We start from the raw sequence: 21,204 nt of genomic DNA, 5'->3' as shown, positions 1-21,204 counted from the left end.
CCCGGCTAAAGCAAGTGAGTCAAAGGGCAAGCCGTTAAAGAAAAGGGTCTAAAAAGCGAAAGGAGGGATTTGGTATCCTTGGATACCAATCTACTGGATAGTACTGCCTGGGCGTCAGTCGTCGCCGATGGCTTTACTCGGATGGTTTTAGGGGGAACAGCCAGAGCAGGATCCGGTCCAATAGGCCGCTGCCCTCCAGCCCGTAGTTGACTCGGCTCATTCGGCGCAACTGGATGACGGTGGTCACCGTGGCACAGTCTCGGAACAGGTCCGCTTCCAGGCGTTCGGCACATGCGGCCGACAATAACCCTTGCTGCATCCGCCGTAGGTCCTCCAGGTACCGCTTGATGAGGGCCCATTGCTCGTCGTTGAGCAACGCCTTCTCGTCAGCCCCACCCTGGCGGCAAAAGAGGTCCATGGAGCCACTGTACCGGTTATACACAGCGAGCCGTTCCACGGTAAGCAAGCTGCTGTCCGGAGGGCACGGCCGCGCACTTTTCCGGCCGGCAGCACGGATTGCCACGCCCCCAAGCAGCAGCGCCAGTAAGTACGGCAGGGCCAGAACCGCCAGGGCCACGACTACCGCCAGGGCACCGAGCGCCAGCACGGCCAGGAGCACCTTGACGATTCGCCGCAGCAGTTCCATGGGGCGGCCGGCTGTGAGCCAGTACAACAACACGAACCCGCTTACAACCAGCCAAGCGGGCCGGAAGGAGTCGAGGAGTCGTATCGCTTGGTTGAGGATAGACAATACAGATTGAAAGGACTTGTGAAGAAAGGGGCACAGGGACAACCAGCTCAGGAGCAAGTTGCGCCCGCCAGTTCAGCAAAACGGTCCAAAAAGCGAAACGAGCGTTACTTTGGGTATTGAATGACCACAATGAGAATTGAGGGATGGTGAATACAACGTTGGCTGCAATGCTATCAGCTTCCTATTGGAGGTTCCGTCGTCAGCGCGAAGGTCATGGAACGAGTTTGTTTTGGGCCAAAGTAGTCCTCTCCTTTCCTGCTCCTATGTGGGGGCTGGCCTTAACTCGTTGGCTAGTGACTACTTCTAGTTGGTTTGAGCCAATGCAATCTGCGGTCGACTACTTGCTTCCTCTGTTGATCCCCGGTTTATGGGGGGGGGATGGTTTTTGCTGCACCGATTTGTACAAGCAAATACGTTTGTGTTCACTATGAAAATGTCAGAGGACGCTTATCAAGTAGGAAACTTGTACGCTTTTATTTTTGTGGCACTCAGTGTGGGGGTGACTATCTATACCGCCTTAACCTTAGGGCCTTTCTAATAGGCAGACGCACACCTTTGTTTAGGGTATTGGCAGAAGTATGATGTGTTGATAGTTTAATCAAACGGTCCGAAAAGCGAAACGAGCGATTCACTTCACCATGCTTCGTCTGGAGACGGGTAAGACGACCCACCCGCTGGAATCTTCTCGCAGGACGTACCCACAGGGTACGGTGTCATAGTCCTCTGGCTCGACGTAACTCGTAACAACCCGCCCGTCGCAGGCTTGCACCTGCCACACCGGGGGGTGCTCCAGCGTGTAGCCCGCGGCAAACCGCACCCGGTGTGCGGCCAAGTAGCGAGCCAGTTCGTCAGCAAGGCCGGGCTAGGTCAGGTAGTTTTCGCTGCCGCCGTAAACAAGCACAACTGTCGAGTCCACGGTGCAGAATTGGCTCGGCAGGTCTGGGCCCTTGACTTGGTTGTACGAATAGGTGAGATAAAAAAGCCCGCCTTCGCCAAAGGGCCGCCGCTTCAAGGTCAGGTACACCACCGTCTGGCGTGGGTTCACCCGGTGGGCCGCCACGAACCGCCGCAGCGCGTGCACCACCGTCGTGTCGGTAAGGGTAGCTTCGTGGGGGTACCGGGCAGGGGGCGAGTTGTTCGGTTCCCGACAACTGCTTGCCAACAGCACCAGGGTCCCTATCCACCATCGGATAAGCCTAGGCCAGCAGGAAGAAAGGGACATAGAGTACTGATAGAGGGTGAGATTACCTAGGCAATATCCACCTGTTCACTTTAACGGTCCGAAATCTAAACGAGGATATAAATCTCCTAAGGAGCCCTTGGGGGATTACTGCTCGTTTGATTCCAAGAATCTCACCTCCTTCCTTAAGGCAAAAACATTATAAAGGACTAGTCCACAACTTAAGAGAAAGAACAAAATTAGGATAATGCTATCCACGTTTTTGTTAGTTCCGGAAATCAGGAAGACGTTTGGGTACCTATCCATGTGCTTAAGCTTAATGAACTGTCCGACATGCAACTGTCGGCATAAGCGGGCAGGTATTACGAGTTGATGACGCGTTTGTTCAAACCGGAACGTCATATACAGACTTTTTGCCAAGCCGCTACAATCAGGTAGCTCCAGAACCTCCACTCCAACGAGCGTACCTCGTTGTGCTACGGCGCGTTCAGCTAGCTCATGAGGAATATTAGCTAGTATCATTAAGATAAAAAACATACCGGCAGCAATATTAGATTTTCGCATATGTCAGGGTAGAGTGACAAATATGTATAACCTTCTTAGCAAAGGGAAAGCGTCTGGCAGGCTCGTAAAGTAACGGGATTGGTAGACGTGGCCTGCAGCGTGAGGTTAAGACAAGCCCGGACGATAACAAACGAAAACGATCTGTTCAGATAAAGGGTCGTTCAAGCAAAGAAGGAGGCTTTTATTCATCCCTTGTTATAACTCAAATTTGAGTCCTTCTCCTAAGTCATTGAATAACTCCAGGTGGAGCCAGATTAACAAAGTAAACACTACCAAAGCGGCCAGTCTAAGCCACCACACCACTAGCTTCTGACCCCATAAGGCTTTCGCAATGAAACCAAGCGAAAGCAGTGCTCCTAGCAGCACCATTGAATTCATGAAGCCTTGTCCCTCTGCGTCATGCGAGCCGCCGCCCGTGAGTTTGATCCCGATGTCTTGTAGTGCCAGTAACACGGCACACAATCCTGTTTGTAGGTATGGGGGCCATACAGGTCCATAAAACATAACCAGCCTCGTCATGAGAGCTGCTACCAGCGGCGACAAGACCATCCCCATAGGGGCTTGATAGTGATTAAACAGCACATTAGCGACAAGGATAAGACAGGAAAAAACAACCCAAAATTTAGAGGACGTCATAGTACTAAATAGCAAACTGAGGAAGTTTAGCGAAACGGTCCGCAGCTAAACCAGACCTTAACAGGTTATGATAGGTAACTGCATGCCCGAGAATTTAACCCCGGTGGTCTGTGCTTGCTCCAGTGCCTGCTTTACGCGCTCCGACACGTAAAGGCCAACCCCTTGTAGAACAAACAAATCCAGGAGCCTGTCAAACGCGGGAGTCAGTACCAAGTGCTCCGGCCACATGAGCCATTCCTGGGAGTGGAGGAACTCCTGCTGAGTCGCAAATCGGAGCTGCTGCTTGTTGTTCAACAGGTCATTGCCGGTGCAAAAGGTTGAGCGGGAAAAATCAATAAAGCCCGCGCCCAGCAACGGCACCCGCACCAGCGCATAGTCGTTTACGCCCGGTGCCCCGCCCGGCACCTCCACGGGGAAGGTGTGCGTGAAGCGGGTGTTGAACGGCGCGAGGAGGGCTTGTGTCCGTTTATGCAGCAAAAAAGGGCACTTCCACAGATGGGGCCCGAAGGAAAGAAAATCAGTCATTTTGGCCCCGCGCAGCACCCGCAGGCACCGGATGCGCCCGGCAGGCACCGCATCGCTTTGGGGCTCAGATGCCTGCAGCGTCGTGAGAAAGGCGTCGTCGCAAATTTCGACTTGCATAATGCCATTGCGCACCCCAATGACCTTCGGGTCCGAAGGAAGGACCAAGGGGAAATAACAGCGGTTCGGCTCATCCATGGTCGGCAGGAAGTAAACGGTACATGGGTGCTAAAAGTAAAGAGCGTTAACGCTTACGTTGCAGTGTCTTCAGCGAATCTACTGCTTGTTGGTAAGATAACAGGACGTGCTGGTTCCCTCTGTAATAGTCTATTTCCCATGGTTCTTTGCAGGTGTAGCAGTAGCCGAAATCGATATTAACACCACCACTACCTTTGAATATGAACAAGTCGCTCTCCCGCTTGATGCCGCTGAGGTAATTTACTTGTACTCTTTTCCGGACGTGCCCCAAGCCGTAAACGTTGTCGCCCCAAAACTGCACTTCTCCAGTTGCGCGACTGTAATGGCTTTGCCAGCCGGGTTCGACTATTGGTATCCCCAATGTCCTTCTGTGGGCGTTGTATGCGTGTCCATACAGTTTCAGCCGAAGTGTCATTCCACCGATGAGCAGGGGGATAGCGCTTAGCATTAGATAGCTTATCAGTCTTCTCATTCGCTCTTGTATATGATGATAAGGGCCATGGCTCAAAGGTCGGGGCAAGAACAAGATGAATCGTTCGTGCAAGCATCATAACCGAAGGGCAGCCGTTAAAAGCCCGCAAGTAGGGCTCGCAGTGCGTCTACTCAAACGGTCGAAAATCTATCTGCCTTCAGAAGCTGGATAAGAATCCGACCTGAACGGTGGTCGCCTTCACTCCCGAACGGTATTGCTGGTTCCGCTTCGTTTCGTATTCGAGGTTGGCGGCTAAGTATACCGTGTGGCTCATGTCGCTCCGGATACTATCTAACCAGTCGGGAAAGACCGAGTTATCACGATCCGTTATACTAAGGTTTTTGTGGGGCGTTTTTGTCTCGAAATACCCCCCCGCCGGTTGTATCTCAACCTGCTTTCCTTTAAAGGTTAAATAGGCGTCCATCAACCCGTCAAAACCAGGGTAATGCGTTTCCACCACAGCAGGCTGACCACTGGCTTGGGCATACGTTCCGTAAAAGAACTGGCTAGTGGCCCCTTTGTCAACGCGCGTGACGAATGTGCCATGGCAAGAATATTCCGTTACTCGGTCCGGTCCACAACCAGTGAACAGCAGCGCGGCCAGAATAAGAACCTTGTTTTGCATGGCAACGCGCCTTGAGTAAAGAAGCATGAGTAGCCAAGTTAAGAAACACTCGTTTCTATAGTGCCTATGGTTCAGCAAAACGGTCCGAATAGGGAAACGAGCATTAAGGAACACACTCTGTTCCCGACGGAATTGTACCTTCCGCCTATGCTCCGAAAGCTTCCCTTATACCTGGCTCTGTTGCTGCTGACCCAATGCAGCAAGTGCAAGAACGACCCGCGTCCGGTCGACCCCGTCAGCCAGCTACCCCCGGCCACGCAGACTGGGGCCAACACCTTCGGCTGCCTGGTCAACGGCCAGCTCTACACACCCAAAGGCTATGCCGGCGTCTCTAACTTCGCCGTTCTCTACGAACCCGGACCAACCGGCGCAAATCTAAACATATTGACGTACCGCATTACGTCCACTGGCCGACAGTACCTGGTTGTGGCTTGCGGGCCCATTACCCAACCCCGCACGTTTTCGCTGAGCATTCCTGTCACGGAAGGGGCCGCCAGTTACGTGGACACCTCCCGTCCTCAGCCGTGCGACAGCTATGACGGCAATCAGGCTCCGAGCTACCGAAGAGGCACGCTCACTATAACGAAGCTAGACGTGAACGCGGGCATCATCTCGGGCACCTTTGAGTTCACCCTAGCCCAGCCCGGCTGCGACACCATTAAAGTCACGCAGGGCCGTTTCGATAAGAAACTATAAGTCAGCACCAGTTCAGCCAAACGGTCGGATTATTAGGGCAGCTGAATCTCAAGTACTCGCTTCTCTTCGTTTAAAACCATATGGGTGCTCTCGAGCTGCTGCGGCACACAATCGAGTAGATCCTTCCCGTTTAAATAGTGTCGATAGGAACGACTACCTAAGTGAACGACAAGTTGGTACAGGTGCTGACTGGCTCCTTGGCCTTTCCAGCGGCGATCTAACCACGCACGTAGGCGGATATGATGTGTCTGGGAAACCGAAGCCAGGGCATAATCTGATTCCCATTCTGGACCAAGTACTCCATCACACCAATATCCTCGCAGCTCGGGCAAGGCATCGGAGAGACTCCATTCCAGTTGTTCTAGAAATGCTTGACTAATCATAGTGTTGACTACGGATAAGTAATGAACTTAAGCACCAGTAAGAAGGGGCCTGCGTTCAGCCAAACGGTCCAATTCGTAAAGGGAGCGTTATTTTCCAGGTATTAACTCTCCTTGTGCATCCAATTCGATGGATTGGGACAATTCTTGAATTGGTATCACCCTGCGAATGCGCTCTCCCATAGGGCCGACCACGCCAAACTTGAAATCGTAGTCTAACAACAATGGGAGCAGTGCGCCCTTGACGTACACGAATCGGGAGGTCTGCCGAATCAACGTCTGGCTTGATGGTAACGCCTTTTGTTTAGGGCTAACCACAAGGGAATAGCCGTTTGGGGTTGGATACAGCACGCAATAGTATTCTTTACTGCCATGCGTAACCGCATACAGCTGCTCTTCAACCTTCTTGGTGATAGCATACCTGATTTTCTCAGGGGAAGGTTCGGGACCTTGTTTAACCCCAAGAAGGAGGCTCGCTAGTAGCAGGAATGAATACATGGTTCATCGGTTAGGTACCTCCTTAGCTAGTTTCATTTCCTAAAAGGGGGGATTTCCTAGGGTTCACCCTTTCATTGCGTCGGACACCTCCGCTTCCTCAAGAATTTTCAGCAGCTTTTCGTACTCGGGCAGGTAGAAACCGTTCGACAGCCATTCGTAGTGCCTCTGGTATCGCTGTTGCAGTTGGTCGTACGCGGGGGAGTCGACCAGTTTCGCTAAAATTAGCCCTACGTTTCCTTCGTATTTCGGGCCCGAAAAAAGCCCTGTACCCGGCGGTGCATTAACCTCGTGTTCCAAAGCCGCCAGATCGTGGTAGCGGGCAAAAAAAGGTCGGGCCCATTTGGCAAACAGCCGCTCCACCCAAGCCCGGCACGGAGCAAGGTCAGCGGCCGTGCGCAGCGTCATGTGAGTCGCCTGGCCCTCGGCCAGCAGCTTTTCCACGGGTAAGCCAACGGTCGGCGTGGTGCCATGGTACTTGGGGTCAAAGGAGGAGGCGCGGTGGTAAAGCTGCTCGACGCGATGGAGGCGGATCAAGAGCCCTGCCTTAATTTCCCATTCCGGATTTCGCCACAAGAACACTAGCTGCACTTTGTTCCATCCATCTGGGGTGCGTTGAGTGAACTCGGCCTGAGCGCGATTCAGCATAAACCCGAAGGGTAGCAAGTCCGCCGCCACTGCGGTGAGCAAGGCATTACGTAAGTCGCGACTGGTCATGGGTAAGCTAGCTGTGGGCGCTTGAAGGTAAGGGGGGCAAGCTGCTTCGGCGTTAAGCAAAACGGTCCCACTAGCGAAACGGGCATTAAGGTACACACTCTGTTCGCGACGGAGTTGTACCTTCCGTCTATGCTCCGAAAGCTTCCCTTATACCTGGCCCTGTTGCTGCTGACCCAATGCAGCAAGTGCAAGAATGACCCGCTTCCGATCGACCCCGTCAACCAGCTACCCCCGGCCACGCAGACAGGGGCCAACACTTTCGGCTGCTTGGTCAATGGGATGCTCTACACGCCGAGTGGCTATAATGGCGTCAGTAACTATGCTGTGCTCTATGACCCAGGATTTCAAGGGGGCAGTTTGCAAGTTCAGACTTATCGTTATCCGAAGCAAGGTGTTTCGAAAACCCAGGAAGTTGCTTTGGGTGGGATACATATCAATCATATCGGGGATTACCAAATTGGACTAACGGAGGACGTTGGGGCATCATTCATCGATGATTACAGAAACACGCCCTGCAATGAGTACAGGAGTGACCGAAACAATACCTATGCAAAAGGCACGCTCACTATCACGAAGCTAGACCTGAACGCGGGCATCATCTCGGGCACCTTTGGGTTCACCCTGGCCCAGCCCGGCTGCGACACGATCAAAGTCACGCAGGGCCGTTTCGACAAGAAACTGTAAGTCAGTACCAGTTCAAGAAAACGGTCCAATAAGCAAAACGAAGGTTCAGCGGAAAGGTCCGCAAATGCAATAGCTATAGCGCCACGCCCACCCAGCCGAAGTTTTCTGTTTCTTTGGTGCTATGAAGAATCTGCTATACCTCTCTGCTGTGCTGCTAGCCAGCTGTGGGGAACAAACTACCACGCAAGTTCAGGCTGAATCTGTTGCCCGTGATACAGATACTGTGACCAACAAGCCAAAGCCATTAGCTACCACGCAAGTACCCGAAACGGAGCTGGACCGAGCGAACGGTTTTGGAAACGTCCATTTTGGTGACTCCCCGGACAAGTTAAAGGGAGCCAAAGAAGACTTTCGAACCGGACCTTTTGCTACCTACGCGCAACATAACCAGGTCAAGCACAAGAATCACGTTGACGGAGAGTCCATCTTTTGGGAGTTCAAGGATAACAAGCTTACGGGTGTCCTGTATGTGGTAAATGGGTCAGGAATTAAGCCCTTTATGGAAGCCTTCCAAGCTCGATTTGGAAAGCCAACTATGCGCAATGACACGATGTTTTGGCACGGCAGAACGGTATCTGTGAGAGCGAATGTTCGTGCCCCTGGTTATAACCCCCACAATACGGTGGACTTAGATCCATCTCCAGTAAAAGAGGCCACTTTAGATATGAGGCTGCAAAAGCTACCAGCGAGCAACTAGCAAACATAGGGGCTTGACCATAGCGACAACGTAACGATGGCCCGCGATGGAAGCAGTGGACTCCTCGATGATAAGCACCTCCAGAAACTGTCAGGTCGTTCACCCAAACGGTCGGATGTTTTGACTTACTGGGGCTTCGGTAAAGGTATGTGTCCCAGTCTTATGGTACCATCAAAAAGCCCCGGCCGGGTGGTCGGGGCTTTTTCGTACATAACAGCAGATCAGATCAGCGGACTAGAAACCCTTTATCCAGCCAGGCCTTGATATTTTGAGTGCGCACAAAGCGGGTTTCCAAATGGCCCCAGGCATCATGCTTGTACATGACCGTTTTGCCTTCCTCCCGACTATAGACTGCGGCTAGCAGGTCAGCATGGGAAATGGGCTCGGCAACTACTTCACTAGCTTTGCGATGACGGGTGCGTTTAACAGGTGTTGACATACTGAGGCAACAAGGTGGGTAGTTAAAAAGATTCGTTCGGGCGCATTGGCCCCTGTTGAACGACTAGAAAAGCCTCGACCAGCTAACCTTGTCCTTACCCAACTCTCAAACTGCATCGGCTGGGGCGTGTGCTGATTCATCCTGGAAGGGGAAGGGCTACAACCCGAGTGGTTGAAAACAGTCATCCTGGTTCAATCCATTCCTTCTTCTACTCTTGTCACATTTGTTAAACGGTCGTTTAAGAAATGTGACAAACACGTATCTTGCCCCTTTTCCACTCCTAATCTAGACGTTGATGACGCAGTATGTCGCCTACTTCCGCGTGAGCACCGCCCGCCAAGGGCAATCGGGTCTCGGGCTCGAAGCCCAGCAGGCGGCCGTGCGCAACTTCGTCGGGACCGAGGCCAGCATTGTGGCCGAGTATGTCGAAATCGAGAGTGGGCGCAAGAACGCGCGGCCCCAACTGCAGGCGGCTATCACCCGGGCCAAGCAAGAGAACGCCGTGCTGCTCGTGGCCAAGCTGGACCGGCTGGCGCGCAATGTTGCCTTCCTGGCCACCCTCATGGAAAGTCATGTGCGCTTCAATGCCGTCGACCTGCCGGCCGCCGATGAGTTTACCCTCCACATCTTGGCCGCGGTGGCGCAGAAGGAGGCAACCGCCATCTCGACGCGGACGCGGGATGCGCTGACGGCCAAGAAGGCGCGAGGTTTTCAGCTCGGCACACCGGCCAACCTGACGGAGGTAGCCAGGGAGAACGCATTAGTTTCGCTGCAGCTCAACGCACAGAGCAATTTGAACAACCGGCAGGCGGCGCAACTGGCGGTGTTGTTGCGGGCCACCGGGGTAACATTGCGCGAGATTGCGGCTCGGCTCAATGAATCGGGGTACCGGACCCGGCGGGGGAAGGCCTTTCATCCCATGGGGGTGAAGCGGTTGTTGCCAAATACGAAGAAGCCTAGCAAGCTTATGTAAGAAAGAGACACTCGTGTTGTCAATGAGTAGAGATGACTTCTGTACTGCAGTAGGAAGGTTTTTACGTGTATATGTAGCACTTTACAGTGCCGTAACTCCTAACTGAAAGTAACCAGCAAACTTTTTTCGTAGCTTGGCACCCTCCATTCCTGACCTTGCTGCTTGTGGAATAAATCTGTACACTACAGGGAGTCAACTTGTATTGCGATCTTTTCGACCGTGTCAAGATGCAAGTTCAAGCCTGACTTCTGGCAGAAAGTTTATAATAATATCATCCTTGATTTTGGCTTTGCCTTCAAACAATGCATGTAAATGACATATTTACTCCAGGCGCATTACCAAGCGTAACCTACTATGAACGCTCAGCACTAGCTCTTGAACAGAAGTTATCCAATGCATTAACTACAAAGGGCTTCATTAGCGTTATTAGTGGCCCTTCTAAGTGTGGCAAGACTGTTCTCTGTGAGAAAGTTATTGGTGTGGAAAATATGCTGCTAATCACAGGGGCAGGTATTACTTCTATTGACGTTTTTTGGAGTAAACTAAGACAAGAGCTTGAAACAGAGCGATCCTCTTCCCAAGCCGTTGGCACAACATTAGGTGGCACAATTACTGGTACTGCAAGTGCGACTGGGAGTATTCCGTTCCTAGCCAAAGCAACTGGTTCTGTAGGGGGCAATGTCAATGCTACTCGTCAGCAAACATTGAACAAGATATTTGATGATAGAAATTCAAAAGCCTTATTCAAACTCCTTAGAGATGAAAATTTGACACTTGTAGTCGATGATTTTCATTATGCAGAAATTTCTGTACAAAGAATTCTGGCTCAAGAATTTAAGGAAGCAGCTAGAGAAGGAACTCGCATAGTATTAGTGTCAATTCCACACCGTTCAGATCAGGCTATCCGAGCTAATAGAGATCTGCGTGGTCGATTGCGACTACTCGATATTACTTACTGGAGTGCAGATGAATTGATTGAAATTCCAAGAAGGGGATTTCAACAGTTAGGGATAACGCTGGACAATCACACTTTGAGCTTTTTAGTTAAAGAGAGCCTGTCTTCCCCACAATTGATGCAGACCCTTTGCCTTGACCTTTGCTATAGTAACGGCTACATCACGGAGCGAATCCCTCCTACTCACAAGTCGCTTAATGCGCAAGAGTTGAAAGAACTGCTTAAAACTTCCTCTTCCAATACAGACTGTTCAACAGTATATACAATATTGAAGACCGGCCCGAAACCTCGGGGTTCTCAACGAAAAATGTACTCTTATTCTGGTGGACAGATCGGTGATATCTATGTAATCGTGCTAGCTGCTATTGCTAGCGGTGAGGCTGCTTTATCCTTCTCGTATGATGACTTAAAAGGGCGTATAGAGTCATTGATTGATGCTGGAGGCACAGAACCACGTGGTAGTGACATCACTAGTACTCTCATTCAAATGGATGCTTCTATTAGAACACGATCTGAGGAAGACCGCGTAATTGAGTATGACAAGGAAAAAGAAGCTTTAAATATACTTGATCCTTACTTCTTATATTACCTGCGATGGGCTACAAAATAAACTTTCTTTTCGTACTTTAAGCGCCAGCTCTTACCCAATGCTATACTTCCCCTTTCTTCGCGTTAAAAAAGGTGAGATAAATGCGCTTTGCACATTAAAGCCGACATCAAAATATTCTGTACGACCTGTCCTCAGAATAGCACCGCCTGACCTTGATGATCGTGGCAATATAGTAAAGCCTTCTTTTGAGTATACTACAAAAATAGCAAATACGCTTCAAGCTGTTTTAGCTCCTGCTAGTAACTTGGCTTGTTTCTTAGACCCTGGATCTTCAGGAATTTCAGGCGATTTACTTAGGAGTTTACTCTTCTCAATTACAACCAGTGGTGGAAAGTTTTATCCTGTCTACAATTTAACAGGCTCTGAAGAATACGCCCAGTTATACAAAGCTTTAGTAGGCGATGACCTGCCATTTATTCTTCGTATTCATATTAACGAGCTAAATGGCACACTATTGAAAAGACTAGGAAATGCCATTGATTTGTATGGCGTAAAACTCACTAAAGCTTTTATTTTATTAGATGCGGGTGATATTAGTGCGCCTGCTACACCATTGGGTTTATATGAAACTGGGCTACAGGGATTTATCTTTCGGGCACTTAACTTGAATCCAGCTGGTATCATTATATCGTCTACTGCATTACCCAGTACGATTACGGAATCAGCAAAATGGGCACAACTTCAATTTCCTAGAAAAGAGCTAGACTTTTTTGCTAATGTTAAAACTGGTGTCGAAGGCAACATGCACTTTGGCGACTACGCAACAGGGAGCGTTTCTATAGATCCGAGCCCTAGCCGTGTAGGAGCGCCTAAAGCCCGCTACACATTCGCTCACTACTATGAGGTAATTAAGGGACAAAAAGTAGGCCCTTCACCTTACACTATGAGCGAACAGTTTCATAGAATCAGCATGGGTATCGCAAACCATACTGACTTTCCTGGTAAGGACTTTAGTTGGGGAGATGAATTTATTTATAATGCCAGTCAACCTGGTGCGCACCCTCGTGGCAATGCTACTACGTGGGTTGCGGTCAATACGTCTCATCACATAGAAATGGTTGTTTCTATGCTTCCCGCCATGACGTACGCGCTTTAAGCGTAGTGCGCACATGATGCGAAACTTGTTCAATTGTCAAGTTCTCAGCAATACGCTCCCATAGTTCCCAACGGCGTAGTCGGCTTAACCCTTTGCCAAAGCCTAGTTCTACAAGCAGAGCTTTGGCTTCTTCATGCCAAAGCAGACTGGCAATCATGTACGCCTTCCTATACGGATTCTGAGAGGATTCCCGGACTGTCACTAACTCCCACTTGTCAGCCAACTTTTGAGTAACTAATATGCCGATATGCTTTGGCAAGAAGCCTTGAAGCTTTCCTAAGTGCTTCGGGCCGCATATCACAGTAATACGGTCAAATATCTGGTTGTATACTTCTAATTGACTTGGTAGTCGGTTCAAATTATCTCGGTCGCTTTTAATCTCATAGCCTACCAGTTGACCATTGATTACACCAATGTCAATTCTGGCTGCATGTGCTGACAGGCCCATCTCTTCTACCACACACGATACCCCATCCTCCTTGTATTGACGGAGGTATGAAGTGTGAAGATAGCTTCGGATGTCCCTATCAAGCATTGTGGAAATACTTCAAAACCAACCCTTTAATTTACAAGTTTTTAAACAACCTTCATGCAATCTATCTGGTTTTGTACTAAGTCAGAGACCTTCGGACGATACTAACCACTAAAAAACTTAGCTACAATCAGTTATTTTCTATCATTCAGTCCTCTTTAGTATACCTGTTTTTCAATACCTCTACTAATGTTGCATGCTCTAACGGATAGATATCAGTGCTAAGTTGATATGATCCTCGTCGAAGCTTAATCCTAATCGAAACGCTTCTGTATTGGAGGACGTGTACTCTGTTCACTAGCCCCTTTCTTCAATGACCGTGGCTGTTGCAGAAGGCCAAGCGAGGAGCTTAAACAGCGCCTTTGCCGCGAAAAGGCGGATGAAAAGGGCTGGAAGCTGCCTTTTTTGGGCTGTTGCATGCTCACCCCTCCGTCGGCCAAGAATGAGCAGGGTTCTGCAACAGCCACGGTTGTTTCCTGGGGTTAGCATCCTATCAACGAGCGTTCATAGAATGTTATAGATTCCATTTCGACTACTTCACATCACTTAGGTAGGTCATGCTGTGAATGGCTTATGATCAACTAAGCCCTGGAAGCTCTTGGTATTGCAGCGGCCAAGCTGTGTATTTACCGGTTAACGCTGAAGCTTTGTAAATGCGTGTCCTATTCCGCCACTAAGCGTATCGCGTGGATACCACAACGCACAACATAGATGCCAGCAGGCAACTCAACCGGCAACACTAATTTTACGTGCCCCTGCGTATCGGTTATGCTCGTGTGCACCTGCCGGCCTAGCGCATCGAATATATGCACCGTAGCCCCGGCTAAAGCACCCGTCAGAGTCGTCGTTCGTGCTGGGTTGGGAGAAAGCGTTAGTGGGTTCGCCGTGGCGAACCCACGTGCGGGGCGCACAGGTAAGGCCTGGCCTTGGTTAAGGCGTACAGCGATCACTTGTCTGGTTGATACGGCGACCATATCCAGGTCCCCATCTTGATCCAGATCGGCGGCGCGCAGGACTCGGGGCAATTGGGTAGTGAACGCCGGTGCAGTCATTCGAAACACTCCCCCACCCGTATTCAGGCACACGGTAACGGTACTGCCTGGGTAATTCCCCATTAACAGATCTAACATCCCATCTCCATTCATATCGGCTACATCGAACACCGACTGATCGACCGTTCCGGCTATAGTAGTAGCATTTCCGAAAAAGCCCGTTCCGTCATTCAGACAGATAGCTACAGCTGCATTATATTCAATGGGAATAATCAAATCGACATCCCCATCCCCATCTATATCGGCTAAGTTGGGAGCCGAAAAAGCAATAGCTGGGGAATTCGTCGCCGCACTAACTATGGGGTGGGTGGGGTGAGGTGAAAAGCTCGCCATACCATTATTGACCAGCACGGCGACTTGATACACATCTAAGGCTAATGATTCGGATACCAGGAAATCCAGGTCGCCGTCACCATCTATGTCGGCTACCGCTAGGTCCCCGCCGCGGCCGCCGATAGGTTGGTCAGCACGTCGCGTAAAATGTCCCTGTCCATCATTTTCTAGGAAGCAGACGGAATTACGGGAGGGATTGCTCGGCGCATTAGTCACACTGGTAGTTAGCAGGTCTAAATCCCCATCTCCATCGAAATCTGCCAAGGCTAGCTCGCGCGGACCAGAGGCAACGCCAACCTCAGCGCCTACGGCCGGCGGAAGAAAATGCCCCACTCCATCATTAAGTCGAATCGAAATGGTTGCTCTCGAAGGGGACCCTAACGGCCCATCATTGCCCGTTAGGAAATCTATATCCCCATCGCCATCGAGATCCCCCACAGCCAATGAATTCGGATAAGGACCAGTAGGGATCGTCGTAGAGCCTGAAAAATTGCCCTGCCCATCATTAAGCTTTACTAAGACATAATTCGCTGATCCATTGGGGTCGTAGGTAAGTAAATCCAGATCCTGGTCGCCATCGACGTCCGTTGCCTGCACCTCATTCGCAGTGGCGCTGGGAATCGGGATATCCATGCCAGCCGTAAATACGCCAGGTCCGGGGGCTGCCGCCGCACGGAATTCTACTACTTGTGGCTTCTCCAGCACTACACCACTTAGGCTTTGGGCCGTGCGCAGTACGGTTAGCTGTACCCGCTCACCCGCTTGGTAGGCCTGAGTGGGTAGAAAGGATACGGTTGAGGAGCCGGCCCCGCTATAGGTCCCGGGGAGAAGGCCGCCACGCTGCGTGCTAAAGAGCCTTATGCCCTGTGCAGATGCTGTCGCCGTCTGCATGGGGAGGGAAAAGGTAACTGTAACGGGGCTGGTTCGTGGAACACTGACCGTGTTGCGAGCTGGAGAGAGCGCTGTCACTCGGGGAGATTGTGCCCATGTGGGCATCCAGCTGACAAGTAGGCTGCTACCCAGCAGTAGCTTCAGTAGGCGTAGAGAGAAGGGCATAGTAAAACTGGTCAACAGCGCGACATAGCAGATAACGAGTACCGACCAGCTAGTAGTTGGTCGACAGGGTATGATTCCTCGCAAAGCTACTCGAATGCCAGGCATTAATGCTAAAAACAGGACATTGATAGGTGAGCATGACCTCACCGTTGTAGCGCACTGCAAGCAACAACGTACTTGCTGCAGAGGAGCACATTTTTGTGCAATTGGAAAATGGGATACAACTGCCTTGCAGCCCCTGCCAAAGTACCACGCCAGCAGCACCCCGTGCAGAAAGGCGAAAACTACCACGATTCTAAGGCGTGTCTGCGACCTGTTGTTATGTTAATGGCCTTTTCCGAGAAGTGGGTTAGGAGTAGTAAGTTGCGACCTTCTTCGCTATTTACAATCTATGTTACTTCACGGGGTGCTCTCTCTTACCACTGCTCCACCCGCCCGATGGGTGACGCAAGACCAGCTGGAAGAGAGTAATTTTCTGTGTTTTTGGTCCGACACCCTTCCCTACACCTTCGGTGCTCGAATACAGCGGCTGCCTGAAGGCCCCATTGGGCTGGGTGCCATCAAGCCTGCCGTGCTTTCGGTTTCTGCGGAAGCCGGGAGGCTCATAGGCCTCGGCGAGCGTATTCCTATTGGAACCGCCAACCAGGAAGCGATTGGGCAATTCGTCATTGCTGCGAAAGAAGAGCAACTCTCATGCGACCGACCATTTGGGATACAGCCTATCCCTGTGCGTGAGCGGGGTACCTTAACCGAGGACGAACAGCAACTCTTTACCTGCATCGAACACTGGGTGCAGCAAGCGCACCAGTTGTGTAGCACCTTACGCGATGCGTTCCAGTTGGATTTCACCCGCATGGGACGAGTAGAACGCAACGCGCGCATGGGCATGCAAGGGACTGTAAACGGGCTCTGCTATGCCTTCCATGGGATTGGCTGCTATTTTGAAACCAACGACCTTCAAGTGGATGTCGATTTTGATTCGCAGGGCGATTGGCGAGGGTTTGATCTATGGCGTGTGCAGACGTTCATTGACTGCAATTACCCCCAATTAGCCCTTACCTCGAGCAGTATAGAACAAGGCATCCTGGAGCTGCTGCGTAAGAAATGGCTGTACCAAGAAGGGCATAGCTACAGCAAGTTCTATTACGTGCCACCAGTAGCATAATGTCTTTATAAGTCCATTTATGTTAACTGATAAGTTATTAACACCAGACCGTAAAACACTTAGCCTAAGCAAACAGGGTATTAGGAGTACAGTCCCCTTCTCCTCTTCTAGCCAGAGTTGGGCTCGATGGCCCCAACAGCAGGTGGAGCACCTGTCACTGCCTAGTGACGTGCTTTGGCAGCGACCCGTTTGGGGCGCTCCAAAGAGGCGAGTACCTCTGCCCTCTTGAAGTAAACGCGCCGGCCCTGCCGGTAGCTGGGCAGTCGACCCTCTGCCATCCACTTGTTACAGGTCGGCCGCGTAATACTCAGCAGTTGGCAGACTTGGGCCATTTGCAGCAGCGGCTCCGTCGCACTCGTTTCTTTCGCTGAGGGGAGCATTCCGTGTTGAGACAAAGCCCGGGTGACGCATTCCATAATGAACTGCTCGGCATCGGGCAAACTGAGTTGAAATAGATATTCGCTCATGGTGTTGGAGAAGTAGAACACAAAGGAACCGCACTCGCTGAGCCGAACAGGGCCGGAAGGAACAAAACGAACTAAGCAGACCTTTTTATTCTATTACAAATTGTATTTCAACTACTTAACATGGTTATTATTTTATAAAAGTGACCTATTGCCCTTTATCTATCAAGGCTACTGCAGGCTATTAATGTCGCCACCGCACCGTGTGCGTACGCACGAGGTAACGGCCGGGAAACAGCTGGGCAAACTCAGCCATGACTTGTGGATTCGCCTTGTTGCGCTTGCTGGCATACGAAACAGGAATGGTCAGCTGGAAGCGGGTTATAAAGCCGCGCACGATATGCGTCCATTTTAATGGGCGCAGGTACCCGCCTTCCTCGAGTACAGCCAATAAGGCCATCAACTCATTGGCTTTGCCGCTACGGCCCTCCCAGGCCAGCTCGGCGGTGAGCACGGCATTGCGCTGCAGCGCAGTCAGTAATGCCGGCACAGACACGTGCTGGTCAAATAAAGCTTCGAACGCCAGGTCCGGCTTCCGCACTCGTTTGGGGCGGGCATGCAGCAGGGCCTGTTGGGCCTGCTCTTGCTGCAGGCGCTCTTGCTGTTGCTCGAGGGAATCCAGGAGGCTCGTGGGCGCGGTGTAGCCTAGGGAAATAAGCCGTAAGCGCCGAAGTTCCTGCACCAAGCGCCGGGAAGCCTCTAAATAGACGTACGCTTGAAAGGTTACCTCGTCGGACAGGGCTAGAGCCACGTCGCGCATCGTGAGCGGGTCATGTGCTATAAATGTACGGTAGAGCGGACGCTGCTGATATTGTTCCACAGCCGACTCGTAGAGGATACCCAGTACGGTCGCTTTGTTGGCTGGGCCCACGACGCTTTCCAAAGGCTCACACCACTGCCTCAGCGTGCGAGAAACTAATTCGGGAATACTCGTATCCCAGCTCAGTGCCCGCTGGGTAAGTGTGACGTCGTCAACTGCAGAATTCTGGCGCATAGAGTGAGGGCGAGATGCCTGCGAAGATACGCCTCGCCGACAAGGCGCACTACTGCACGTAAGTAGTTTAGCAAGCAAAAAATCGAGGAGAGGATCTCTTTACATCAAGCGCCGGAACCTGCTACCAAATGCATCAGCTCCCCACAGAAGTTGACAAAAACCTCATTTCCCGTGCAAAGCAATGTAAAAGCGTGGCCGGTTTGCATACCCACTTACATACCCACTAAATAAAAAACCCTTCCTGCGCAATGCAAGAAGGGTTTTTGGTGATCCCGCTGGGATTCGAACCCAGGACCCGTACATTAAAAGTGTACTGCTCTACCAGCTGAGCTACAGAATCGTTTACTTGCGTTCAGAAATTGTGTTCCCTGATTGCGGATGCAAAAGTAGAGGCGTAGCCTTTAATTGCCAAATATTTTGCTTAAAAAAGCCCTCTTTTTTCATTTCCTGCTGCTTGTTATAATCCAAGAAGCTACTGGTCAAAAAGTTACTCCCCAGCTAGCGCAAGCCGATTCGCTTTTCGCGACGGGGGCCTACGAAGCGGCTTATCCACTCTACCATCAGCAGGTGTGGCAGCAGCGGCAGGTGTCGCCGCGGGCGCTGCTGCGCATGGCTTACGTGCAGGAAGGCCTGGGGCATTATCCGGCGGCACTGTATTATCTGCACATGGCGCAGGCGCAGCAACCCCGGCAGGCTACCTGGCAGAAGATAACCGAAATAGCCCACAACCACCGCCTCACCGGCTATTCCAGCACCTGGCGGCAGAGCCTGCGCATTACGCTGCAACGCTACTATTACCGCGGCCTGCAACTGCTGCTGCTGGGCGCCGTGGCCGTCGGAATTCTGCTGCTGGTGCGCCGGTCGGCGGCGGGGGGCGCGTGGTGGCTTTCCTATGCCCTGTATCTTGGGCTGGTGGGCCTCTACCTGAATCTGCTGCGGCCAGAACGGGTCGGGCTCGTTGCCCGGGCCCACGCCGCCCTGATGACGGGCCCCAGCGCCGGGGCGACCTGGCTCACCACTGCTACGGCCGGAGACCGGCTGGTGGTGCAGGGCCAGCAGGATATCTGGTACCGGGTATCGTGGCGGGGTCGTAACGCCTACATCCGCCGTAACGACCTGCTGCTAGTACCATAAACTGCGCCGCTCATGTGGTTGCCTTATAACGAGTGACGCCCGGCCGGCATTCGAGCGGAATGCTGACCGGGCGTCACCGGGCGCTGAACCTCACGTCACCGGGGCTACACCGGCGAGCCTTCCTCCTTGCGGAAGTGGTTTAGCACGAGCTTGTCGGTGAGGGCGGGCAGCCATTTATTCAAGAACACGGTGAGTTTTCCCTGCCCGGTGAGCACTAGGTCGCGGCGGCGCTGACGCACGGCGCTGAGCAGGTGCTCGGCCACCTCCTCGCTGCTCATCATCTTGGCCTCGTCGCGCGGTGACTCCCCCTGGGCGGAACCGTCGGCAGCCAGGGCCGTCTGACGAATGTTGGACGAGGTGAAACCCGGGCAGGCCACCAGCACGTGCACGCCCTGGGGCAGCAACTCGGTGCGCAACGCCTCCAGGAAGCCCTGCATGGCAAATTTGGAAGCCGAATAGCCCGTACGCCCCGGCAGACCCCGGTAGCCGGCAATGCTGGAAATGCCCACAATGGAGCCCTTGGCGGCCAGAATGTGGGGCAAAGCAAACTTGGTGGTGTACACGGTGCCGAAAAAGTTGGTTTGCATCAGGCGCCGGATAACGTCGAGGTCGGCGTCCTGAAACAGGGCCCGCATCGAGATACCGGCGTTGTTGATCAGCACGTCGAGGCGGCCAAAGGCAGCCACGGTATCGGCCACGGCCCGCTCAGAATCCGCTTCCACGCCCACGTCGGCGCGCACGATGCGGTGTTGAATACCGAGCTGGGTTAGCTCCTGGGCCGTTTCGGTGAGCTTGGCTTGGTCGCGGCCCGTGACCACAACCTGGGCCCCGGCCCGGCCAAACACGACGGCGCAGGCGCGGCCGATGCCGGAAGTGCCGCCGGTGATTAGTACAACTTTTCCTTTCATAAACGCAGACTCCAGTAAAAATGGCCCGGGCACGCCCGGGTGAACGGCGCAAAACTACGGCTTTCCGCGTTTATCGCCGGGTTTTCCCTGCTCATCGAGGAAGTTCTGGGGCTCGTCTGGGAGAAGCGGGAAAATTGGATTTAGTCGCTACATTTAGGGATAAAATTCACTCTTTTCGTCCCGGGCATTTTCTATGATGCAACTTCTACGCTTTCGGCGCAAAGCGCCAATGCTTTACGGCTTCTTACTTCCCCTGCTGACGATGCTGGCCACCGGCGTCGGCGCGCAGGCCCAATGCCCGGTTGCCGCCAGCTGCACCCCCGGCCCCGCCTCCAATTCGGGCGCGGGCAGCATTGGAATGGGTATTCTGAACGTCACGCTGGGCACCATCAACAACTCCACCAACGGCGTCCAGGACGGCTATAAGGACTATTCCTGCACTCTGGGCACCAACCTGACGGTGGGCGCGAACTACGCCCTGAGCGTGACGACCAACCCTAACGCCGACGAGAACGTGCGGGTCTGGATTGACCTCAACAACGACGGCTCGTTCAACGCCACTTCGGAGCTCGTGTTCAGCTCCGACAGCAAGCGCCTGCACACGGGCACGCTGCGCATGCCCCTCACCACGACGCTCAACACCAAGTTGCGCATGCGGGTGGCAGCCGACTATTTTGCCGCGCCGGTTCCGGGTCCGTGCACCACGCCCCAATTTTCACAAACCGAAGATTACGCCGTGACGGCCCTGGCCAACACCGCCGCGCCGGCCGTGGAGTTTGTGGCCGACCAGACCCTGACCTGCTCGGGCTGCGTGCAGTTCACGGACCAAAGCCAGAACGCACCGACCTCCTGGCTCTGGAACTTCGGCGACGGGCA

The 21,204-nt window shown here is 52.5% G+C and carries 21 protein-coding genes, 1 tRNA gene and 1 pseudogene; 9 read left to right on the top strand and 14 right to left on the bottom strand.

All coding sequences use genetic code 11. The features are described 5' to 3' along the window. Positions 1–133: 133 nt before the first annotated feature. The 5 genes from EWM57_RS05425 to EWM57_RS05405 form a co-directional block, all read right to left on the bottom strand. Positions 134–646, bottom strand: coding sequence for a hypothetical protein (locus EWM57_RS05425; RefSeq protein ID WP_129920125.1), 513 nt, complete (start codon positions 644–646; stop codon positions 134–136). 967 nt (positions 647–1,613) lie between these two features. Beyond that, the gene (locus EWM57_RS05420; protein WP_129920124.1) at positions 1,614–1,835 is read right to left on the bottom strand and encodes a hypothetical protein; all 222 of its coding nucleotides are present in this window, start codon (positions 1,833–1,835) and stop codon (positions 1,614–1,616) included. A gap of 855 nt (positions 1,836–2,690) precedes the next feature. Next, positions 2,691–3,131 carry a hypothetical protein gene (locus EWM57_RS05415; protein ID WP_129920123.1) on the bottom strand — a complete coding sequence of 147 codons (441 nt, stop codon included), beginning with the start codon at positions 3,129–3,131 and terminating at the stop codon, positions 2,691–2,693. A 57-nt stretch (positions 3,132–3,188) separates the two neighbouring features. Then, positions 3,189–3,851 (bottom strand): hypothetical protein, encoded by a 663-nt coding sequence (locus tag EWM57_RS05410; RefSeq protein ID WP_129920122.1) that lies wholly within the window; start codon positions 3,849–3,851, stop codon positions 3,189–3,191. 629 nt (positions 3,852–4,480) lie between these two features. Then, the gene (locus EWM57_RS05405) at positions 4,481–4,948 is read right to left on the bottom strand and encodes a hypothetical protein (protein WP_129920121.1); all 468 of its coding nucleotides are present in this window, start codon (positions 4,946–4,948) and stop codon (positions 4,481–4,483) included. Positions 4,949–5,095: 147 nt separating this feature from the next. Here EWM57_RS05405 and EWM57_RS05400 point away from each other — a divergent pair, with 147 nt between their 5' ends. Beyond that, complete coding sequence (locus EWM57_RS05400; RefSeq protein WP_129920120.1) at positions 5,096–5,644, top strand: hypothetical protein; 549 nt, start codon at positions 5,096–5,098, stop codon at positions 5,642–5,644. A 470-nt stretch (positions 5,645–6,114) separates the two neighbouring features. On the opposite strand, the gene EWM57_RS05395 is transcribed toward EWM57_RS05400, so the two are convergent. Next, complete coding sequence (locus EWM57_RS05395) at positions 6,115–6,522, bottom strand: hypothetical protein (RefSeq protein WP_129920119.1); 408 nt, start codon at positions 6,520–6,522, stop codon at positions 6,115–6,117. A gap of 63 nt (positions 6,523–6,585) precedes the next feature. Next, complete coding sequence (locus tag EWM57_RS05390) at positions 6,586–7,236, bottom strand: hypothetical protein (RefSeq protein WP_129920118.1); 651 nt, start codon at positions 7,234–7,236, stop codon at positions 6,586–6,588. A gap of 129 nt (positions 7,237–7,365) precedes the next feature. On the opposite strand from EWM57_RS05390, the gene EWM57_RS05385 reads away from it, so the two are divergent. From EWM57_RS05385 to EWM57_RS05365, 5 genes are all read left to right on the top strand, one after another. Then, the gene (locus tag EWM57_RS05385; RefSeq protein ID WP_129920117.1) at positions 7,366–7,920 is read left to right on the top strand and encodes a DUF6252 family protein; all 555 of its coding nucleotides are present in this window, start codon (positions 7,366–7,368) and stop codon (positions 7,918–7,920) included. Between the two features lie 121 nt (positions 7,921–8,041). Beyond that, complete coding sequence (locus tag EWM57_RS05380; protein WP_129920116.1) at positions 8,042–8,617, top strand: hypothetical protein; 576 nt, start codon at positions 8,042–8,044, stop codon at positions 8,615–8,617. A 734-nt stretch (positions 8,618–9,351) separates the two neighbouring features. Continuing rightward, positions 9,352–10,029, top strand: a complete 678-nt coding sequence (locus tag EWM57_RS05375) for a recombinase family protein (RefSeq protein WP_129920115.1) — start codon at positions 9,352–9,354, stop codon at positions 10,027–10,029. Between the two features lie 302 nt (positions 10,030–10,331). Next, positions 10,332–11,594, top strand: coding sequence for a hypothetical protein (locus tag EWM57_RS05370; protein ID WP_129920114.1), 1,263 nt, complete (start codon positions 10,332–10,334; stop codon positions 11,592–11,594). Continuing rightward, complete coding sequence (locus tag EWM57_RS05365; RefSeq protein WP_129920113.1) at positions 11,551–12,690, top strand: beta family protein; 1,140 nt, start codon at positions 11,551–11,553, stop codon at positions 12,688–12,690. The genes EWM57_RS05370 and EWM57_RS05365 overlap by 44 nt, the downstream gene beginning before the upstream one ends. Here the strand turns inward: EWM57_RS05365 and EWM57_RS21905 are convergent. The 3 genes and pseudogenes from EWM57_RS21905 to EWM57_RS21900 all read right to left on the bottom strand — a co-directional run. Next, the gene (locus EWM57_RS21905; protein ID WP_165370420.1) at positions 12,659–13,225 is read right to left on the bottom strand and encodes a sce7726 family protein; all 567 of its coding nucleotides are present in this window, start codon (positions 13,223–13,225) and stop codon (positions 12,659–12,661) included. The two genes, EWM57_RS05365 and EWM57_RS21905, sit on opposite strands and share 32 nt — an antisense overlap. Positions 13,226–13,884: 659 nt before the next feature. Next, positions 13,885–15,240: a T9SS type A sorting domain-containing protein gene (locus tag EWM57_RS05355; RefSeq protein WP_242509990.1), complete on the bottom strand. Its 1,356-nt coding sequence runs from the start codon at positions 15,238–15,240 to the stop codon at positions 13,885–13,887. Between the two features lie 51 nt (positions 15,241–15,291). Then, positions 15,292–15,603: pseudogene (locus EWM57_RS21900) on the bottom strand (Ig-like domain-containing protein); the annotation flags it as partial. Between the two features lie 466 nt (positions 15,604–16,069). On the opposite strand from EWM57_RS21900, the gene EWM57_RS05350 reads away from it, so the two are divergent. Beyond that, positions 16,070–16,828, top strand: a complete 759-nt coding sequence (locus EWM57_RS05350) for a DUF6896 domain-containing protein (protein WP_129920110.1) — start codon at positions 16,070–16,072, stop codon at positions 16,826–16,828. Between the two features lie 161 nt (positions 16,829–16,989). Here the strand turns inward: EWM57_RS05350 and EWM57_RS21895 are convergent, their stop codons facing one another. The 3 genes from EWM57_RS21895 to EWM57_RS05335 all read right to left on the bottom strand — a co-directional run bounded on the left by EWM57_RS21895 (position 16,990) and on the right by EWM57_RS05335 (position 18,626). Further along, positions 16,990–17,160 carry a helix-turn-helix domain-containing protein gene (locus EWM57_RS21895; RefSeq protein WP_394345399.1) on the bottom strand — a complete coding sequence of 57 codons (171 nt, stop codon included), beginning with the start codon at positions 17,158–17,160 and terminating at the stop codon, positions 16,990–16,992. A gap of 316 nt (positions 17,161–17,476) precedes the next feature. Beyond that, positions 17,477–18,286, bottom strand: coding sequence for a hypothetical protein (locus EWM57_RS05340; protein ID WP_129920108.1), 810 nt, complete (start codon positions 18,284–18,286; stop codon positions 17,477–17,479). 264 nt (positions 18,287–18,550) lie between these two features. Continuing rightward, a tRNA-Lys gene (locus EWM57_RS05335) sits at positions 18,551–18,626 on the bottom strand. Between the two features lie 227 nt (positions 18,627–18,853). On the opposite strand from EWM57_RS05335, the gene EWM57_RS05330 reads away from it, so the two are divergent. Next, positions 18,854–19,420, top strand: a complete 567-nt coding sequence (locus EWM57_RS05330) for a hypothetical protein (RefSeq protein WP_129920107.1) — start codon at positions 18,854–18,856, stop codon at positions 19,418–19,420. A gap of 104 nt (positions 19,421–19,524) precedes the next feature. Here the strand turns inward: EWM57_RS05330 and EWM57_RS05325 are convergent, their stop codons facing one another. Beyond that, entirely contained in the window at positions 19,525–20,328 is an 804-nt protein-coding gene (locus tag EWM57_RS05325; protein ID WP_129920106.1) for an SDR family oxidoreductase, read from the bottom strand. Between the two features lie 193 nt (positions 20,329–20,521). Here EWM57_RS05325 and EWM57_RS05320 point away from each other — a divergent pair. Then, positions 20,522–21,204: GEVED domain-containing protein (locus tag EWM57_RS05320; RefSeq protein ID WP_242509989.1), on the top strand; the 683-nt coding region annotated here is incomplete at its 3' end.

Source organism: Hymenobacter persicinus, from assembly GCF_004167665.1.
Lineage (GTDB): Bacteria > Bacteroidota > Bacteroidia > Cytophagales > Hymenobacteraceae > Hymenobacter > Hymenobacter persicinus.
This window is presented reverse-complemented; position numbering and strand designations above follow the sequence as displayed.

Bases quoted from the DNA above. Each gene is read 5' to 3' on its own strand.
- EWM57_RS05425 (WP_129920125.1), bottom strand. From the start codon at position 646: ATGGAACTGCTGCGGCGAATCGTCAAGGTGCTCCTGGCCGTGCTGGCG.
- EWM57_RS05400 (WP_129920120.1), top strand. From the start codon at position 5,096: ATGCTCCGAAAGCTTCCCTTATACCTGGCTCTGTTGCTGCTGACCCAA.
- EWM57_RS05340 (WP_129920108.1), bottom strand. From the start codon at position 18,286: ATGCGCCAGAATTCTGCAGTTGACGACGTCACACTTACCCAGCGGGCA.
- EWM57_RS05390 (WP_129920118.1), bottom strand. From the start codon at position 7,236: ATGACCAGTCGCGACTTACGTAATGCCTTGCTCACCGCAGTGGCGGCG.
- EWM57_RS05375 (WP_129920115.1), top strand. From the start codon at position 9,352: ATGACGCAGTATGTCGCCTACTTCCGCGTGAGCACCGCCCGCCAAGGG.
- EWM57_RS05385 (WP_129920117.1), top strand. From the start codon at position 7,366: ATGCTCCGAAAGCTTCCCTTATACCTGGCCCTGTTGCTGCTGACCCAA.
- EWM57_RS05410 (WP_129920122.1), bottom strand. From the start codon at position 3,851: ATGGATGAGCCGAACCGCTGTTATTTCCCCTTGGTCCTTCCTTCGGAC.
- EWM57_RS21905 (WP_165370420.1), bottom strand. From the start codon at position 13,225: ATGCTTGATAGGGACATCCGAAGCTATCTTCACACTTCATACCTCCGT.
- EWM57_RS05370 (WP_129920114.1), top strand. From the start codon at position 10,332: ATGCATGTAAATGACATATTTACTCCAGGCGCATTACCAAGCGTAACC.
- EWM57_RS05380 (WP_129920116.1), top strand. From the start codon at position 8,042: ATGAAGAATCTGCTATACCTCTCTGCTGTGCTGCTAGCCAGCTGTGGG.
- EWM57_RS05325 (WP_129920106.1), bottom strand. From the start codon at position 20,328: ATGAAAGGAAAAGTTGTACTAATCACCGGCGGCACTTCCGGCATCGGC.
- EWM57_RS05405 (WP_129920121.1), bottom strand. From the start codon at position 4,948: ATGCAAAACAAGGTTCTTATTCTGGCCGCGCTGCTGTTCACTGGTTGT.
- EWM57_RS05415 (WP_129920123.1), bottom strand. From the start codon at position 3,131: ATGACGTCCTCTAAATTTTGGGTTGTTTTTTCCTGTCTTATCCTTGTC.
- EWM57_RS05395 (WP_129920119.1), bottom strand. From the start codon at position 6,522: ATGTATTCATTCCTGCTACTAGCGAGCCTCCTTCTTGGGGTTAAACAA.
- EWM57_RS21895 (WP_394345399.1), bottom strand. From the start codon at position 17,160: ATGGCCCAAGTCTGCCAACTGCTGAGTATTACGCGGCCGACCTGTAAC.
- EWM57_RS05355 (WP_242509990.1), bottom strand. From the start codon at position 15,240: ATGGATATCCCGATTCCCAGCGCCACTGCGAATGAGGTGCAGGCAACG.